General features: G+C 34.3%; 18 protein-coding genes. 6 read left to right on the forward strand and 12 right to left on the reverse strand.

Features of this window, described 5'->3' with window-relative positions; genetic code table 11:
• The first annotated feature begins 39 nt into the window (after positions 1–39).
• Genes HCN53_RS00440 through HCN53_RS00450 form a run of 3 tightly spaced genes read left to right on the forward strand, consistent with a single transcriptional unit; the run spans position 40 to position 2,861 of the window.
• Positions 40–1,635, forward strand: coding sequence for a SulP family inorganic anion transporter (locus tag HCN53_RS00440; RefSeq protein WP_167341643.1), 1,596 nt, complete (start codon positions 40–42; stop codon positions 1,633–1,635).
• A gap of 9 nt (positions 1,636–1,644) precedes the next feature.
• On the forward strand, positions 1,645–2,271 hold the full coding sequence (locus HCN53_RS00445; protein ID WP_167341644.1) for a carbonic anhydrase family protein: 627 nt from the start codon (positions 1,645–1,647) through the stop codon (positions 2,269–2,271).
• Positions 2,272–2,279: 8 nt separating this feature from the next.
• Positions 2,280–2,861 carry a hypothetical protein gene (locus tag HCN53_RS00450; protein ID WP_167341645.1) on the forward strand — a complete coding sequence of 194 codons (582 nt, stop codon included), beginning with the start codon at positions 2,280–2,282 and terminating at the stop codon, positions 2,859–2,861.
• Here HCN53_RS00450 and meaB read toward each other — a convergent pair.
• From meaB to HCN53_RS00490, 8 genes are all read right to left on the reverse strand, one after another.
• Complete coding sequence (gene meaB, locus HCN53_RS00455) at positions 2,858–3,868, reverse strand: methylmalonyl Co-A mutase-associated GTPase MeaB (protein ID WP_167341646.1); 1,011 nt, start codon at positions 3,866–3,868, stop codon at positions 2,858–2,860. The two genes, HCN53_RS00450 and meaB, sit on opposite strands and share 4 nt — an antisense overlap.
• A gap of 5 nt (positions 3,869–3,873) precedes the next feature.
• Positions 3,874–4,275, reverse strand: a complete 402-nt coding sequence (locus HCN53_RS00460; protein ID WP_042279046.1) for a hypothetical protein — start codon at positions 4,273–4,275, stop codon at positions 3,874–3,876.
• A 46-nt stretch (positions 4,276–4,321) separates the two neighbouring features.
• On the reverse strand, positions 4,322–4,666 hold the full coding sequence (locus HCN53_RS00465; RefSeq protein ID WP_085774331.1) for a DUF3140 domain-containing protein: 345 nt from the start codon (positions 4,664–4,666) through the stop codon (positions 4,322–4,324).
• Between the two features lie 139 nt (positions 4,667–4,805).
• A complete protein-coding gene (secA, locus tag HCN53_RS00470; RefSeq protein ID WP_167341647.1) occupies positions 4,806–8,207 on the reverse strand; it encodes a preprotein translocase subunit SecA in 3,402 nt (1,133 codons plus the stop codon).
• A gap of 118 nt (positions 8,208–8,325) precedes the next feature.
• Positions 8,326–8,547 (reverse strand): DUF2795 domain-containing protein, encoded by a 222-nt coding sequence (locus HCN53_RS00475; RefSeq protein ID WP_042279049.1) that lies wholly within the window; start codon positions 8,545–8,547, stop codon positions 8,326–8,328.
• A 179-nt stretch (positions 8,548–8,726) separates the two neighbouring features.
• Positions 8,727–9,299, reverse strand: coding sequence for a cob(I)yrinic acid a,c-diamide adenosyltransferase (locus HCN53_RS00480; RefSeq protein ID WP_167341648.1), 573 nt, complete (start codon positions 9,297–9,299; stop codon positions 8,727–8,729).
• A gap of 153 nt (positions 9,300–9,452) precedes the next feature.
• On the reverse strand, positions 9,453–10,016 hold the full coding sequence (locus HCN53_RS00485) for a YceI family protein (RefSeq protein WP_240919368.1): 564 nt from the start codon (positions 10,014–10,016) through the stop codon (positions 9,453–9,455).
• A gap of 50 nt (positions 10,017–10,066) precedes the next feature.
• Complete coding sequence (locus HCN53_RS00490) at positions 10,067–10,498, reverse strand: MarR family winged helix-turn-helix transcriptional regulator (protein WP_060522934.1); 432 nt, start codon at positions 10,496–10,498, stop codon at positions 10,067–10,069.
• Positions 10,499–10,651: 153 nt separating this feature from the next.
• Here HCN53_RS00490 and HCN53_RS00495 point away from each other — a divergent pair, with 153 nt between their 5' ends.
• Positions 10,652–11,227 (forward strand): porin family protein, encoded by a 576-nt coding sequence (locus tag HCN53_RS00495; RefSeq protein WP_042279103.1) that lies wholly within the window; start codon positions 10,652–10,654, stop codon positions 11,225–11,227.
• Here the strand turns inward: HCN53_RS00495 and HCN53_RS00500 are convergent.
• On the reverse strand, positions 11,217–11,708 hold the full coding sequence (locus HCN53_RS00500; protein WP_167341649.1) for a CIA30 family protein: 492 nt from the start codon (positions 11,706–11,708) through the stop codon (positions 11,217–11,219). The genes HCN53_RS00495 and HCN53_RS00500 overlap by 11 nt on opposite strands.
• 54 nt (positions 11,709–11,762) lie before the next feature.
• A complete protein-coding gene (locus tag HCN53_RS00505; protein WP_167341650.1) occupies positions 11,763–13,346 on the reverse strand; it encodes an ABC transporter substrate-binding protein in 1,584 nt (527 codons plus the stop codon).
• 156 nt (positions 13,347–13,502) lie between these two features.
• Here HCN53_RS00505 and HCN53_RS00510 point away from each other — a divergent pair, with 156 nt between their 5' ends.
• Positions 13,503–13,916: a DUF2141 domain-containing protein gene (locus HCN53_RS00510; protein ID WP_042279056.1), complete on the forward strand. Its 414-nt coding sequence runs from the start codon at positions 13,503–13,505 to the stop codon at positions 13,914–13,916.
• Positions 13,917–13,976: 60 nt separating this feature from the next.
• Positions 13,977–14,888 (forward strand): TIGR01777 family oxidoreductase, encoded by a 912-nt coding sequence (locus HCN53_RS00515; RefSeq protein ID WP_167341651.1) that lies wholly within the window; start codon positions 13,977–13,979, stop codon positions 14,886–14,888.
• A gap of 110 nt (positions 14,889–14,998) precedes the next feature.
• On the opposite strand, the gene HCN53_RS00520 is transcribed toward HCN53_RS00515, so the two are convergent.
• Positions 14,999–15,442, reverse strand: coding sequence for a hypothetical protein (locus HCN53_RS00520; protein ID WP_167341652.1), 444 nt, complete (start codon positions 15,440–15,442; stop codon positions 14,999–15,001).
• Between the two features lie 259 nt (positions 15,443–15,701).
• Positions 15,702–16,355: a YceI family protein gene (locus tag HCN53_RS00525; protein ID WP_042279062.1), complete on the reverse strand. Its 654-nt coding sequence runs from the start codon at positions 16,353–16,355 to the stop codon at positions 15,702–15,704.
• Positions 16,356–16,469 lie beyond the last annotated feature (114 nt).

Consider the following 16,469-nt stretch of genomic DNA (forward strand, 5'->3'; position numbering starts at 1 on the left):
TAGTATTATCCATGCACATGCATGTAAAAAAAACGTATTATGTCTACAACCAAGTATTTACAAAATTTAAAATCAGATTTACCGGCAAGTATCGTAGTGTTTTTCGTTGCACTACCACTTTGTTTAGGAATAGCGCTAGCCAGCGGTGCACCGCCTTTTGCGGGAATAATAGCTGGTATTATAGGAGGAATAGTAGTAGGAGCTCTTAGTGGTTCTCAAATTGGAGTAAGCGGTCCAGCAGCTGGGCTTGCTGCAATTGTACTCGCATCTATTAGTGAATTAGGATATGAAACCTTTCTAGCCGCAGCTGTGATAGCTGGTGTTATCCAAATAGTTTTTGGAGTTGTACGTCTAGGTGTTATAGGATACTACTTTCCTAGTAGTGTGATTAAAGGGATGCTAGTAGGTATTGGTATTATTATTTTCACTAAACAAATTCCACATTTTTTCGGGTTAGATAAAGATCCTCAAGGAGATTGGATGTTTTTTCAATTAGACGGAGAAACTACTTTTTCTGAAATAGGAAAGATTGGTGAATTTATCAGTCCTGGTGCAACTATAATAGCTGTAATTTCATTGGTAATTTTGTTGTTATGGAGTAACGTATTAGTTAAAAAGTCTAAAGTGTTCCACTTAATTCAAGGGCCTTTGGTAGCTGTGGTAGTAGGAATATTATACTATTATTTTACTCAAGATAATACAGTATATGGTATTGCCAATGAACACCTAGTAAATGTTCCTGTGCCGTCCAGTATGGATGACTTTTTTGGTCAATTTACTTTTCCTGATTTTAGTGATTTAGGTAATTTTTCAGTTTGGATAACTGCCTTTACGATTGCACTAGTAGCTAGTCTTGAAACATTATTGTGTGTGGAAGCTACTGATAAACTAGATCCTCAAAAACGAGTAACACCAACCAACAGAGAATTACTGGCCCAAGGAACTGGTAACGTACTTTCTTCTTTAATAGGAGGATTACCTATTACTCAAGTTATTGTGCGCAGTAGCGCCAATGTTCAAAGTGGTGGACGTACTAAAATGAGCGCAATAATTCATGGTTTCTTCCTTTTGATATCAGTTATATCAATCCCTACCATACTTAACATGATCCCTAATTCGGTTCTTGCAGCTATATTATTAATAGTAGGATATAAACTTGCTAATCCAAAAACTTTTGCAGCAATGTGGAAAGCAGGATGGAGACAGTTTATACCCTTTATCGCAACTGTGATAGTTTTATATTTTAACTTCCTTGCAGGAGTAGGAGTAGGGCTGGCCATAGGAATTGTATTTACTTTATATCAAAGTTTTAAGAACAGTCATTTTCTACATAAAAAAGAAGCTGAGGTGGACAACCAGCATAAGATAAACATGACTTTTGCTGAAGAAGTGACTTTCTTCAATAAAGCAACTATTTTAAAAGAATTAGATAGCATACCAGAAGATACCTTCCTAGAGATAGACGTGCGTAATACAGTTTATCTAGATCACGATGTTATCGAAATTTTAGAGGACTTTGGGACAAAAGCTAAAAATAGAAACATCTACATAAAACTATACTCACAAAGAGGTACGGTGGAAAATCCCGATAGTTTTATCGAGTTTTTTAAACGAAAAAAATTACAATCAGCTTAATTATTAATGATGATTACACAAAATAAAGAAACACAAGCGGCGATGACTCCGCAAGCCGCTTTAAAAGAATTAAAAGAAGGAAATCAAAGATTTGTTGGGCAACAACAAATTTCACGAAATTTAAACGAACAAATACAATCAACTAGCACTGGACAATTCCCATTTGCTACCGTACTTCATTGTATAGACAGTAGGGTAAGCGCCGAGCATATTTTTGATCAAGGGATTGGAGATTTATTTAGTGTAAGAATTGCAGGAAACTTCGTTAATGAAGATATTTTGGGAAGTATGGAGTTTGCTACTAAACTTGCTGGAACCAAAGTTATTTTAGTATTAGGTCATACTGCATGTGGTGCCATTAAAGGTGCTTGTGATCATGCACGTATGGGTAACCTTACCACATTGATTAATAAATTAGAACCAGCCGTTGAAGCTGTAAAGGAGCCAAAGGAAGAAGACCAACGTACCTCTAAAAATATTGACTTTGTAAATGCTGTCGCTAAACAAAACGTATTGATGACGATTGAAAACATCCTTAAAAAAAGTGAGGTAATCAGAGAACTTGTAGAGGATGAAGATGTTTTATTAGTTGGTGGTATGTATGACATTTCAACAGGCTCAGTAGACTTTTATTAATACAGTCAGTGTTTGAAAAAACATTTAAATATTCAAGACCTAGTTTTACAATACACAGTATTGGTAGAACTAGGTTTTGTTTTTCAATATTGGTAGGATTTGTTGTAGGACTTATTCTATTTTATGGCTTTTACCTATTTTTTTATATAGATTCTTTTTTAAGTTTCAATAATGATTACCGTTTATACGATGGCTTTATCATAGATAGGCATAAAGATAGTTCAACACTATATGCTTTATCTGGATTAAGTTTTTGTCTAGGTTATCTTATTACCGTCTATCTATGGCTTACTTCCCATATTAATCATATCGATAGAAGAATTTCAGGATTTGCGAGATATGGAGCAACACAAGTATTGTTCTATTTTTTTATGGTATTGTATTTTGTTTTTAAAATGCAATCAGTCACTATGGAATATGCCCAGATAATAGTTCAAGAATACCAATATAGCTTTTGGTTGTTACCAGTTTTTCTCTTTCTTTTTGCAAATCAGCACCTATCTAGAATTTACAAAAATTGGGTGCAACTTATATTTTCATCAATAAGCATTACTGCTGCCTGCTTGTTGTTGATACTAATTGTCGGTTAGAGAGAAAGTAATCTGTCGGCTGCATCAAATGCCGATATTTTACGCTCAACAACAGAAGTTTCTATCTCTTTAATTTGATTTATTATTTCGGATCTTGAATAAAATGCTTCTTTTAATCGGTCTTCTATAGTTTGATGTAACCAGTATAATTCCTGTGAATTACGACGTTCCAGTAAACTACCGTTTTGATTACTATGTTGTCTAAATGATGCAATCTCTTGAGCAATTTCTTCAATGCCTTCATTGTGCAATCCACTACATAAATGCACCTTAACTGGATATTGATGGGATTTAGGATTTATAAGATGCAACGCATTTTGAAACTCTCTTCTGGCATGTAAAGCCGCTTTTTTATTATCACCATCAGCTTTATTAATGATGACAGCATCGGCCATTTCCATTATTCCTCGTTTAATCCCTTGTAAATCGTCACCAGCGCCTGCTAGTTTAAGTAGAAGGAAAAAGTCAGTCATGCTGTGAACCGCAGTTTCACTTTGACCGACTCCAACAGTTTCTACCATAATAAAGTCAAATCCTGCCGCCTCACACAGCAAGATGACTTCTCTGGTTTTTCTTGCCACGCCACCTAGAGTTTCGCCTGCTGGACTAGGTCTTATATAAGCAAATTTACTTTTAACCAATTGTTCCATTCTAGTTTTGTCTCCTAGTATGCTTCCCTTGGAAACACTACTACTGGGATCAATAGCTAGTACAGCTACCTTAAAGCCTAATTTGATTAAATGAATTCCTAGAGATTCTATAAATGTTGATTTGCCTACTCCTGGAACGCCAGTTATTCCTAATCTAAAGGAGTTTCCTGAATAGGGTAGTGCTTGTTGTAGTAACGCTTTCGCGAAAGCATAATCCTCACTAGCTTTACTTTCAACACCAGTTATTGCTCTACTTAAAGCACTTATATCTCCTTTTCTTAATTTCTCAAAAACTTCCTGTGAGGAAGGTTTTTTCCTGCGTTGCCAGGATTTAGGATTAAGGTGCTCTAAACTCATAAAAGTTATTTGGATGCAAATTTATAGCCTAGATAAGCCATAGGTATATAGGCAATTGTTAAATCTAGTATCATAAACCAGGTAGGTCCTCCAAACATTGAAATAGCGGTAATACCACCAACTAGGAAAAACCCACCAATTAATAAAGACCAAAGTAGTTGGTATGATACAGCAACTTTTGAAGCAATGTATGCCCCAAATAAGGTTCCTAAAGCATGTGCCAAAAATGGGAAGATGAAGTATTCCATCGATAGGGTAGGAATCACTTGAGCATAGGCCTCATAATCATTAGGATCGATTCCTGTGGGAAAAACTGCGTTACCTATAAAGACGATACCGCTGTTGAGTAAACCACCAGCGATTATTCCTGCTGGTAATGCTATAATATTTCGTAATAGAGGTTTCATAATGGTAGATTTTCAACCACTAAAATACTACTATTACTGAACAATCTTAACAATTCATTTCTTTACAAGGGTCATGTCCCCAATTTTTAAGACTGTATCTCCAATCGCTTTCTTTTATATCGCTGTCTGGTTTTTGAGCTGTGTGCCTGTGAATATATCCTATCACTTTATTCATGTGCTCGTAGTCATTTTGATTGAGATCGTCCTTCTTCTTGTTTTTGATAGTTATAATCTTACGTCCAGACTTATGACCTTTTGATTCTCCATCACCACTATCTTGACCTACACTTTTTGATTTGTCGGTATCTAACCATTGTTCTAGTTCACTCGGAGTCATGTTTACAGCATCATAGAATTCGTCATAAATTTCTTCATTACTTTTATCACTCATTTTTTATTTAAAACTATAAAATGAATATACCTTTTGTAGTTAGTAAGTTGTTAACTAAGAATATTTTAACTGGGTTTACTGAATAAAAAAAATCCCCAACAAAAAATGTTGAGGATTTATCTTATGGTGATAGTTACAATTATGCTTTACCTTGAACCACCCATTCACCTTTGTTTATTAAAGGGATTGCTTGTTTAAATTTAACTTCTTTGGTCTCACCTGTCATCACGTTCTTAATCACTACCTTCTCATTACGACCGATTTTAGGTTGTTCACGGGTTATGGTCTCAGTAACTTGTGGACGTTGTTGACTAGCGCCTGCTCCAACTGATCTAGCTTGTGCTGCTCGCTCATCGCTGTTTAAAACTTCTTCTTTTTGAGTGGTAGTTTTTTCAGTCTTTCTTTCTCTTGCTTCACTTATGTTTGAAGTGTCTCTAGTAGGTAGGTCACCTTTGAACATAAATCCTATTACTTCTTTATTTACTTTATCGACCATTTGTTTGAAAAGTTCAAAGGCTTCAAATTTGTAAATAAGTAGAGGATCTTTTTGTTCATGCACAGCTAGTCTCACACTTTGGCGTAATTCATCCATTTGACGTAGATGATTTTTCCAAGAGTCATCGATTATGGCTAGCGTAATGTTTTTTTCAAAATCTGTAACTAGAGTTCTCCCTTCGCTCTCGTAGGCATCATTAAGGTTAGTCGCTACATTAAGTGTTTTTATACCATCAGTAAAAGGAACTGCAATACGTTCATAATTGCGTTCATCATTTTCTACGATGTTTTTAATTACCGGAAACACTTCCTGCGCAGTGCGCTCCATTTTATCCTTATAATGGTTGTATGCTGCTTTATAAACGATACCTGTGATTTCTTGATCAGATTTTGACTTGAATTCTGATTCATTGATAGGACTGCTCATTGAGAAAAATCTTATCAATTCAAATTCAAAATTCTTGTAGTCTTGAGCAAGTTTATTACTTGTAGTTACATCTTCGGCGATATCATAGATCATGTTTGCGATATCTACAGCAAGACGTTCTCCAAATAAGGCATTATAACGACGTTTATAAATTACCTCACGTTGCGTGTTCATCACATCATCATAATCAAGAAGATTTTTACGCACACCAAATGCGTTTTCTTCTACTTTTTTCTGTGCTCGTTCAATGGATTTAGAAATCATAGAATGTTGAATAACTTCACCTTCTTTCATTCCTAATCGGTCCATAGTTTTCGCCATACGCTCTGATCCGAATAACCTCATTAAATTATCCTCAAGAGAGACATAGAACTGTGAACTACCTGGATCACCTTGACGACCTGCACGACCTCTTAACTGGCGATCTACACGTCTCGAATCATGACGCTCTGTACCAATTATGGCAAGACCACCTGCATTCTTAACTTCGTCTGATAGTTTAATATCTGTACCACGACCAGCCATGTTTGTAGCAATGGTTATTTGTCCTGGGTTACCAGCTTGAGCGACTATATCAGCTTCCTTTTTATGCTGTTTTGCATTAAGAACATTGTGTTCTATTCCTGCACGTTGTAATGTACGACTTAATAATTCTGAAATCTCAACAGAGGTTGTTCCTATAAGAACAGGTCTTCCTTGTTCTCTTAAAGATAAAACTTCATCAATTACTGCCTTATATTTTTCACGTTTAGTCTTATAAACCAAGTCTTGTCTATCGTCACGAGCAATTGGTCTGTTAGTTGGAATTTCAACAACATCTAACTTATAGATTTCCCAGAATTCACCAGCTTCAGTAATTGCTGTACCTGTCATTCCCGATAATTTTTTATACATACGGAAATAATTTTGCAAGGTAATGGTAGCAAAGGTTTGAGTGGCGTCTTGAATTTTTACATTTTCTTTTGCTTCAATTGCTTGGTGTAAACCATCGCTGTAACGTCGTCCTTCCATTACACGACCTGTTTGTTCATCAACAATTTTTACAGACATTTCACGTGTAATCCCTTTTGCAGTTTCTTTTTCTTCTTCTGCAACTATATATTCAACATCTTTTTCAAAAAGAGTGTAAGCTTTAAGAAGTTGATTTAGAGTATGAATACGTTCTGATTTTATCGAATATTCACGAAACAGATCTTCTTTCTTTTCAGCTTGTTCTTCGGCAGAAATATCTTCTTTTTCAATTTTGGCAATCTCGATACCTAACTCAGGAAGTACAAAGAACTCTGGATCTTCGGCACCTGATAAATGCTCAATACCTTTATCGGTCAATTCAACCTGATTGTTCTTTTCATCAATCACGAAATAAAGAGATTTGTCAATCTCTGGCATTTCACGATTGTTATCTTGCATGTAAAAATTCTCAGTTTTTTGAAGTAAAGTTTTATTTCCTTCTTCACTTAGGAATTTTATCAATGCCTTATTCTTAGGTAATCCTCTATAAACTGTGTAAAGTAATTTACCACCTTCTTTAGTGTCACCGTCATTAATCAATTTCTTGGCTTGTGCAAGTGTTTGCGTTAATTCTCTACGTTGAATGGTTACCACATTCTCGACAGGAGCCTTCAACATGTCAAATTCTTGACGATCACCACCTTTTGGAATAGGACCAGAGATGATTAAAGGCGTACGAGCATCATCAATTAAAACCGAATCGGTCTCATCAATGATTGCATAGTTGTGTTTACGTTGAACAAGATCCTTTGGCGAGTGAGCCATGTTGTCTCTCAAATAATCAAAACCAAACTCGTTATTAGTACCGTAGGTAATATCTGCTAGATAAGCTTTTCTACGTTCTTCTGAATTAGGTTTGTGATAATCGATACAATCGATAGTAAGTCCATGGAATTCAAAAATAGGTCCTATCCAGGCACTATCACGTTTTGCTAGATAATCGTTAACGGTAACTACATGAACACCATTACCAGTTAAGGCATTAAGATAAACAGGAAGAGTAGCTACGAGTGTTTTACCTTCACCAGTTTGCATTTCGGCAATTTTTCCTTGATGAAGTACAGTACCACCAATAAGCTGTACATCATAATGAATCATATCCCAAGTAACTGCTTTACCAGCTGCATCCCAAGAATTGGCCCAAATAGCATTGTCACCATCTAATCGAACATAATCTTTTACAGCAGAAAGTTCACGGTCTCTAAGTGAAGCCTGTACTATTAATTCTTCATTTTGAACAAAACGTCTTGCAGTTTCTTTAACAACAGCAAAAGCTTCGGCCATTATTTCTTCTAGAACAGCTTCTGTTTGATCATAAGCAACATCATTTAATTGGTCGATCTCATTATATAAATCTTCCTTTTTATCGATGTCTTGTTCTTGTTCTACTTGAAGTTTAAGATTTTCAATTTGCTCTAAAGTATCCTTTTTAGCAGCTTGAATTTTATCTTTAAATTCTTGAGTTTTTGCTCTTAATTCATCTATGGAAAGAGAACTTAATTCCTTCTCAAAGGAAAGAATTTGATTCACGTAAGGCTGTAAATCTTTAATATCTTTCTTTGCTTTATCTCCAACAAAGATTTTTAAAACGGAATCTAATAGTCCCATATATTGTTACTTAATTGATTAATAGTAGTTTAAAAAATGAATACTACCTTTGCTAATATCCTAAATTCAAGCAAAAAAAAAGTCTCTTTGCGAGACTTTTTTATGATGTAATTGTTTTTTAATATTCATCCTCGTTCCAGAGGTAATCCTCATCGGTAGGATAATCGGGCCATATTTCTTCAATAGACTCATATATTTCACCTTCATCTTCAATTGCTTGAAGATTTTCAACCACTTCTAAAGGTGCCCCAGTACGTATGGCATAGTCAATAAGCTCATCTTTCATAGCTGGCCATGGAGCGTCACTTAAATATGATGCTAGTTCAAGCGTCCAATACATAATTTTACTCGTTAATTTTTGCAAAAATAAACTTATCGTCGATTTATGCAAGTTATTATTTATTAATGATTCAAGATTTGCAAAGAGCGTACAAGCTTTTGAAAATCAAAATGTTTTGTGCCCAGTGTTATAGACTCAGTTACCCCACTTGTGAATGCTGATTTAAAATCAACTGATTCTTAATACTTTTTTGGGACCCATTTTATTTCTTCGGCTTGCAAATCAAATGACAATTTACGTGCCAAGACAAATAAGTAGTCAGACAGTCTGTTTAAATACCTTAAAACCTGTTCGTCAACAGGAGTATTTTCGTTTAATTCACTAGCTAAACGCTCTGCTCTTCGACATACTGTTCTAGTAATGTGACAAAATGACACCGATTGATGTCCGCCAGGAAGAATAAAGTGAGTCATAGGCGGAAGATCCTCATTCATTCTATCCATTTCTTGTTCTAGCATTAATATATCTTCGTCGGCTATTTTGGAAATATTAAGGCGATCCTTACCATTTTTCAATTTTTCTTTTTCTGGTGGCGTTGCTAGTATAGCACCTACTGTAAATAAATGATCTTGTATATCGATAAGAATTTTTTTAGTAGACGCTGTAACTGGTTGGTCTCTCAATAAACCTATCCATGAATTGAGCTCGTCAACCGTACCATAACTATCAATTCTTAAATTATGTTTAGGTACTCTTGTGCCTCCAAATAAAGCAGTGGTTCCTTTATCACCTGTTTTAGTATAGATTTTCATAAAAATAAGATTCCTACAAATGTACTAGTATGACGCAAGAGATTACTAAAAAGTATCATAATCTATACACACCTTATTGTAGTATAAAATTAAAATCCCACGAATAGCATTCGTGGGATTTAATTGATTGTAATAATTCAATGTGAAAAATTGCTAGTAAATCAAGGATACTTCAACCTCAAAATTATCATATATAAAATTGTCGCCTAATCCCTTAAAAAAACTTTTAGACCCATATTTTACGTTGTACTTGCTTCTGTCTATAACAAGGGTAGTGGTAGCTTCATAATTATTATAAGTAAGATCAAAAGTTATTGGATGAGTAATACCTTTAATTGACAAATCTGCAGTGATTGTCGCATACCCTTCCTTGTTATCAATACTCGTAAAATCTAGAGTGGCTTGTGGATGATTTGCCGTTGAGAAAAAATCATCACTTTTTAAGTGACCTTCTAATTTACCTTTCATTTCTCCTTCTAGATCTGTAACTACCAGACTAGACATGTCAATTACAAAACTTCCACCTTTAATCTTATCATTTTCAAACTCTAAAGTTCCTGATGTTAGATTAATAGTTCCTGTGTGCTGTCCCCCAAATTTCTTACCGGTCCATACAGCGGTGCTTTTTTCAGTATTTATTTTTTTCATGTTAACATTGTTTGTGAATGTTGCAGCTACTATAGCTAGAACAACAGTCGATTTAAAAATTAGATTCATTTTAATTGTTTTTACATTAATTGTATATACATATATTTATTTAATTTTTTTTAAAGCTTCATAAGAAGGGCAATTAATCGTTTTTTCTCCTCGTCATTAAGGTTTTGAGTGATTTCGCTTTCTTTTTCGTCCACTTGATGGTCGAGGATAGTTAGTAGATTTAATCCTTCTTGAGTTATAGTAATTTCAATTTGTCTGCGATCTGACGGACATTGTACTCGTTTTACCAATTTTTTTGTAACTAATTTATCTATTACTCTTGTAGTATTAGAATTGGCGTGAATCATGTCCTTGCTTACATCCTGTAAACTGGCTGGTTTACCATTTCTACCTCTTAAAATACGCAATGCATTAAATTGTTGAAGGGTTATTCCTTGCTCTTTTATAGCGCTACTTACTTCATCAGTAAAGTCGGTACCTTTCTTGATAATTGTAGTAGTTAGCTTTCGCGAAAGCGGAATATGCATTTTGTTTTCTTTCATTAATTACAATTGAATTAATTGTAGGTACAAATATATTATTTTACTCTTACGATTAGATTTATTTCATGTTAAAAATAAATTAAGCTTTTTAAGGTCAAAGAATTGCAAAGAGAATAAATAGTAAGTTTGAACGTTAACAAAAGAAAAATTGCTATGAGAAAATTGATTTGTTTAATTGCCTTGATGTCTGTTTATTTTGCTCAAGCTCAAACTGATGGAGGAGTAGGACTAAAGGCAGGAGTTAATTATGGGTCTACAGGAGATTTATCTCAAGACGGTCAAACTATTATTGATAATCCTGATGAGAAAATAGGATTTCACGTTGGTGTTTTTGGGAAAATTGATTTAGGAGCTATTTATATAAGACCAGAATTAATGTATACTCAATTGAATAGTGAGTATAATGGGCTAGGATTTGAAGTTAATAAATTGGATGCTCCTGTTTTAGTAGGTGTCAATATTATAGGACCTCTCCATATTTTTGCAGGGCCTAGTTTTCAATATATTCTAGATACTGACCTTGAGGATGTTGATATTGATGACGTAGAAGAGGATTTTACCATAGGAGCACAATTTGGAGTAGGCGTTAATTTAGGTAATCTGGGTATTGATGTGCGTTATGAACGTGGTTTTACAGAAAACGAAGCCGAGTTCACCAATGTAGGATCTCTAGGTACACTTGATACTAGACCTAGTCAAATCATATTAGGACTTAGTCTTACTCTATAATTTCTAAGTTATGAAACAAGATTTCAAAATCTTGTTCCTTTTTATTACCAATAAGCAGCCCAATTTCAATGGGCTGTTTTCCATTATAAACTTCTTTATTTAATTTTCTACCGCGGTATTGAGGTTTTAAATCTTTTACGGTAAAATTAATGGTTTGCTTTTCACCAGTTGTTTGAAATTTATAGACGTAAGATATCCAGGAATCTTGCGCAGCTCTCAACCTAAATTCATAATCGCTACCATCTCCTGTAATCGTAAGCTTGAAGGATTTAACCTTGTTAATATTTAAAGGTTTTACATTATATCGCAACGAGGCAAAACCACCGTTGTTTCTTGTCGATACATGACCGTAATATCGTAGTTGTTTACCTGTGATCTCAAAATTAGATTGTGACAATCCACCCATCACCCCATCATTAATTACATACCAATTTTCAGCATCATTTTTATCTGGTGTTATAGTATGATTAGTGGTTAGCATAAGACATAAAATAAAGAACAGAAAACGCATTTTTTATATAAGTCGCGTAAATTATCACTTACTTAATTTTTTTACTGATGTAAGATCAAGAATATTGGTCGGATCTGCTTTTAGGTTTATTATATTTTTTGGGTAAAATCTGGTACTTTCATCATAATATAGAGGTATTACAGGAGCTTCTTCATTAATAATACTGTCCATTTTTTTATACAGTATCACTCGTTCGTCTACACTAGCTGTGACAATACTTTTTTTGTATAAAGCATCGTAGTGATCATCATGAAAAAAACTATAATTAGAACCTGATGGTGTATGATTTTTAGAATAAAATAAGCTTAGGTAATTTTGAGCGTCTGGATAGTCGGCAATCCAGCTACTGCGAAACATTTCTAATTGTCCTTTACTACGCAATTGCCTTAAAGTTCCTGGCGGCATTACCTCAATTTGTATAGTAATACCAATTTTTTCTAATTCTTTTTGGATGAACTCACAAAGGTCTAAATAATTTGCGCTGGTAGCTAGATTGATAATTACCGAATTGGCACCTGATTCTTGTTTATAAGCATTTACCAATTCACGAGCTTTTTTCCTATTATAAACGAGCTCTGGTGCTTGTTGAGAACCTGGTAAACCAGCAGGAATAAAACCACGCGTTGCTGGTATTCCTATGTTGTTTCTTAAATAGGTAATCATTTTGCCACGATCAAACCCTATGTTTATGGCAGTTCTTATTTTCTTTGACCGCAATGCAGGATTTTTAGACTTTAAATTAATTCCTAGATATTCCGTATTTAAGAATGGTGCTTTGGCAAGGGTTATTTCATGTTGATGTTTCTCTTTGAGATCACCAGTGCTAGTTAATAGTTCATCTTTATAACTAGCATCAATAGAGTTAATGAAGTCAAGATTTCCTTGAGCAAACTCAAGATACTCACTTTGTTTATCTGGCTTAAAAGTAATCGCTACTGATTCAAGATAAGGAAGCCTATTTCCCTGTGAATCAGTTTCCCAATAAGATTGATTTTTACGTAATACCATTTTTACGTTTTCTTCCCATCTTTTTAAATAGAAAGGACCAGTACCTACTGGCTGACTTCTAGGATTTAACTCGAGAACTTCGATTGCATTTTCAGATAATATAGATGCATACTGCATACTCATTAAACCTAAAAAAGCTGGAAACGCTTGCTTCAGTTTAATGTTTAACACACTATCATTGGTCACCTCGATATTCTCAATATTACTTGCTATAGTAGAACCTGGACTGGCTAGTGCTTCATTTTTTAATCTATTTAAACTATAGGCGACATCACTTGCTTTAACACGTTCCTTTTTATCTTGATTAGGATAATAGAAATAGCTGTTGTTCCTTAAAATAAAAGTGTAGTTTGTGGCTGTGCTGTCAATGTTCCAGCTTTTTGCAAGATCAGGAATCACATTTAAATCCTTATCCAATTTGACGAGTGTGTTATACAATTGATTACAAACCCACATATTGCGTTGGTCTTTAGCAAATGCAGGATCTAAACTTGTGACACCAGCATGCTCGTTATACTTAAAAACAGGACCGTAATTATTATAATCAGATTTATTACAGCTATAAATCAATACAAGTAACAGGAGTATAAATAGTCTCATTGTCGTAAATATACAATGCATTCTCAATGTGTTAATGGTTGTTATAGGGATAGATGACAATTGAGTACTTATATTTTACAATTGAGTAAGTTGAATTACGCTTTCGCGGAAGCATGATCACATATTTGGATTGTCAAACATATTAAACACACAATTATGAAAACGATTATCACTTCAATTTTACTAGCATTAGTTTCTTTAACAATAAATGCACAAGAGGAAAAAACTTTTACATTGACGGTAACTGTGAACAACGCATCTACCGATGATGGAAAAATGGTTTATGCCTTAAACACGGCAGAAACATGGAATAAGAAACCTTATCAATCTACAAGTATAGAGATCAAAGACGGTAAAGCGATTGCGACTTTTGAAAATATTCCGCAAGGAGAGTATGCCGTGACCGTACTGCACGACAAGAATAATAATCAAAGAATGGATTTTGCTGATAATGGTATGCCTACTGAGGCATATGGATTGAGTAATAATCCCATGAGCTATGGTCCACCACAATGGAGCGAGGCCAAATTTGAGATTAGTGAAAACAAAGAGATTATTGTAAGGTTGTAATAACGTTAATCTCTTGATAATAAGTAATAGGATGTCTTTAAGTCATCCTATTTTTACTTTATGAAGGTACTAATAACAGGAGCAACAGGACTTGTAGGTAAACGAATCGTTAATGATTTACATGAAAAGGGACATGTGGTCCATTATTTGACCACGAGACAAGAGGCAATTAAAGATGAGCCTAACTACAAAGGTTTTTTGTGGAATGTAAAAGAAGGTAGTATAGATGTAAAATGTCTAGACGGCGTTACTAATATCATTCATCTAGCAGGTGAAACTGTTTTTCAAAGATGGACCGATGATGCTAAGAAACGTATTATGGATAGTAGGGTGTTTTCAACCCAGTTATTAATCGATACGCTTAAAAACAACAAGCATCAAGTTGAACACGTAACTACAGCAAGCGCGATAGGGATCTATCCGGATCAACAAGATGGTCGAGCATTAAAGGAAAATGAAATTCCACCTACTGCTTCCAATTTTTTAGCAGATGTTTGTATTGCTTGGGAAAAAATAGGAGCTCTTTTTACCCAGCTTGGATTGAAACACAGTATAGTACGCATAGGTATCGTACTTTCAGACAAAGGTGGTGCTCTTGACCAAATGAGCAAACCGGTAAAGTACTATTCTGGCGCAGGTTTTGGAAACGGGAAAATGTGGCAAAGCTGGATTGCTATTGATGATCTTTCAGGTATTTTTATACATATAGCTCAGGAACAGTTGCAAGGTATTTATAATGGAGTTGCGCCTAATCCAGTGCGCAACAGGAATATGATGGAAACTATAGGGAAAGTTGTAGGAAAACCAGTTTTTCTACCAAATGTTCCAAAATTTGTAATGAAAATGATGCTAGGTGAAATGTCTGCTATTGTTTTGTCTAGCCAACATGTAAGTAGTGAAAAAATTGAAAAAACAGGATATACTTTTGAATATAGAGAATTAGAAAATGCTCTTCAAAACTATTTATCCTAAAGAAAAATCATTGACTGGCTAGTTATTGCTTCTTTTCTTGAGCACTACTATTAAAAGAATAACTAGTACAACCGTTATTGCAATACCAGTACCTAAATAAAATAGATTCATTAAACCATTAATAGTTTTTTATTTAATGGTTTTTCGAATTTGAATAAATGATCCGTTTTGACTTGGTTATGATGACAAGCAGCATATTGATTGATGCCAGTGTATTTTGAATTGAATTGTATGCTATCAAAAAAATCTTGATTGGAATACACACTATGTTTATTTTTAGGTTGAATTATACTTACTTGATATAAATAGTTTTTTATTACCAATAATCTAGTGTCATAATGCAAGGGTTCCAATTGTTGATTCCGATAATATTCAAACACTGCTTGGTAAACCCCATTTTGACTGAATCTAGAATTATAAGCGACTTGTATAGATCGTGAATTATTATCGATATAATCTTCAATAGTAGATTTATAAAACGATTTCAATTCTTCCTGGTCACAAAAATGAATCCTATCGCCTAAACTCCTTTTCCTAATAATAATAAGTGTCATACTGTTTAAAAACGACTACTTTATTCGTTTGATGTCTATTGGAATATTTGTGACTAAGATCTATTCCTTCAGCCAAATTAATGGTAACTAAAAAATCAATTTTAAAAGGTTCATCTTGGGCAATACACTTATTGCTTAAACAGCATAGCAGTAAAAGAATAAAAAGAGGTTGGGTAAGTTTCATACTGTAAGCAAAAATAAAAAAGACCTATGAGGTTTGAACTCATAGGTCTTTGATCAATTATCAAAAAACTTTTGCTTATTTAGTTCCTACTAAATTTACAGTTAATTTAATGTCATCACTAATTGCTTTATTAGCGGCTATGTCAAAAAATGTCCCAGATCCGTATTTAATTCCCCAATCTGTTCTGTTAATAGTAAACTCTTCAGAGTCTAACATCATTTTATCACCTTCATATTTTACAGTAACAGGGAATGATACATTTTTAGTAACATCTTTAAGAGTAAGGTTTCCAGATAAAGTAGATCCTTCAATTCCAGTTACAACAAATTTTGCTGTAGGATATTCTGGTGTATTAAAAAAGTCAGTCTGTTGGTCTTCTACAGTTCCTTCTAGGTGAGCTTTTAGACTTGCAGCTTTGTCACCTTCAAGATCTGTTACCTCGATCGAGGTCATGTCGATTACAAACTCACCGCTTTCTAAAGTTTCACCGTTTACTTTAACCATTCCACTTTTAAGTGAGATGTTTCCTGTGTGATCTTCGGTTGGTTTTGAACCTACCCATGCAATGTTTGATGCTTCTGTATCAATCGTGTATGTTACAGCTTCTACAGTTGCTTCAGCAACTTCTTTTTCTTCAGTAGCATCTACCTCGTTTTTGTTTTCTTTACAAGCTACTGCACCTACTAATAATAGGGCTAGACTAGCGAATTTTATAAATGACGTTTTCATAATTTGAATTTAAGTTGGTGTAAAATTACATGTACCTACAATTAAACAGGTTAAAGGTTTATTAAAAAATCCTGTGACATTTTGACATCGTTCCACTAGATGGCAGTAATTTTG

It is taken from the genome of Nonlabens sp. SY33080, from assembly GCF_011784885.1.
In the GTDB taxonomy this organism is placed as follows: domain Bacteria; phylum Bacteroidota; class Bacteroidia; order Flavobacteriales; family Flavobacteriaceae; genus Nonlabens; species Nonlabens tegetincola.

Bases quoted from the DNA above. Each gene is read 5' to 3' on its own strand.
- HCN53_RS00505 (WP_167341650.1), bottom strand. From the start codon at position 13,346: ATGAGACTATTTATACTCCTGTTACTTGTATTGATTTATAGCTGTAAT.
- HCN53_RS00485 (WP_240919368.1), bottom strand. From the start codon at position 10,016: ATGAATCTAATTTTTAAATCGACTGTTGTTCTAGCTATAGTAGCTGCA.
- HCN53_RS00515 (WP_167341651.1), top strand. From the start codon at position 13,977: ATGAAGGTACTAATAACAGGAGCAACAGGACTTGTAGGTAAACGAATC.
- HCN53_RS00445 (WP_167341644.1), top strand. From the start codon at position 1,645: ATGATTACACAAAATAAAGAAACACAAGCGGCGATGACTCCGCAAGCC.
- HCN53_RS00520 (WP_167341652.1), bottom strand. From the start codon at position 15,442: ATGACACTTATTATTATTAGGAAAAGGAGTTTAGGCGATAGGATTCAT.
- HCN53_RS00495 (WP_042279103.1), top strand. From the start codon at position 10,652: ATGAGAAAATTGATTTGTTTAATTGCCTTGATGTCTGTTTATTTTGCT.
- HCN53_RS00475 (WP_042279049.1), bottom strand. From the start codon at position 8,547: ATGTATTGGACGCTTGAACTAGCATCATATTTAAGTGACGCTCCATGG.
- HCN53_RS00490 (WP_060522934.1), bottom strand. From the start codon at position 10,498: ATGAAAGAAAACAAAATGCATATTCCGCTTTCGCGAAAGCTAACTACT.
- HCN53_RS00510 (WP_042279056.1), top strand. From the start codon at position 13,503: ATGAAAACGATTATCACTTCAATTTTACTAGCATTAGTTTCTTTAACA.
- meaB (WP_167341646.1), bottom strand. From the start codon at position 3,868: ATGAGTTTAGAGCACCTTAATCCTAAATCCTGGCAACGCAGGAAAAAA.
- HCN53_RS00465 (WP_085774331.1), bottom strand. From the start codon at position 4,666: ATGAGTGATAAAAGTAATGAAGAAATTTATGACGAATTCTATGATGCT.
- HCN53_RS00460 (WP_042279046.1), bottom strand. From the start codon at position 4,275: ATGAAACCTCTATTACGAAATATTATAGCATTACCAGCAGGAATAATC.
- HCN53_RS00480 (WP_167341648.1), bottom strand. From the start codon at position 9,299: ATGAAAATCTATACTAAAACAGGTGATAAAGGAACCACTGCTTTATTT.
- HCN53_RS00440 (WP_167341643.1), top strand. From the start codon at position 40: ATGTCTACAACCAAGTATTTACAAAATTTAAAATCAGATTTACCGGCA.
- HCN53_RS00500 (WP_167341649.1), bottom strand. From the start codon at position 11,708: ATGCTAACCACTAATCATACTATAACACCAGATAAAAATGATGCTGAA.
- secA (WP_167341647.1), bottom strand. From the start codon at position 8,207: ATGGGACTATTAGATTCCGTTTTAAAAATCTTTGTTGGAGATAAAGCA.
- HCN53_RS00525 (WP_042279062.1), bottom strand. From the start codon at position 16,355: ATGAAAACGTCATTTATAAAATTCGCTAGTCTAGCCCTATTATTAGTA.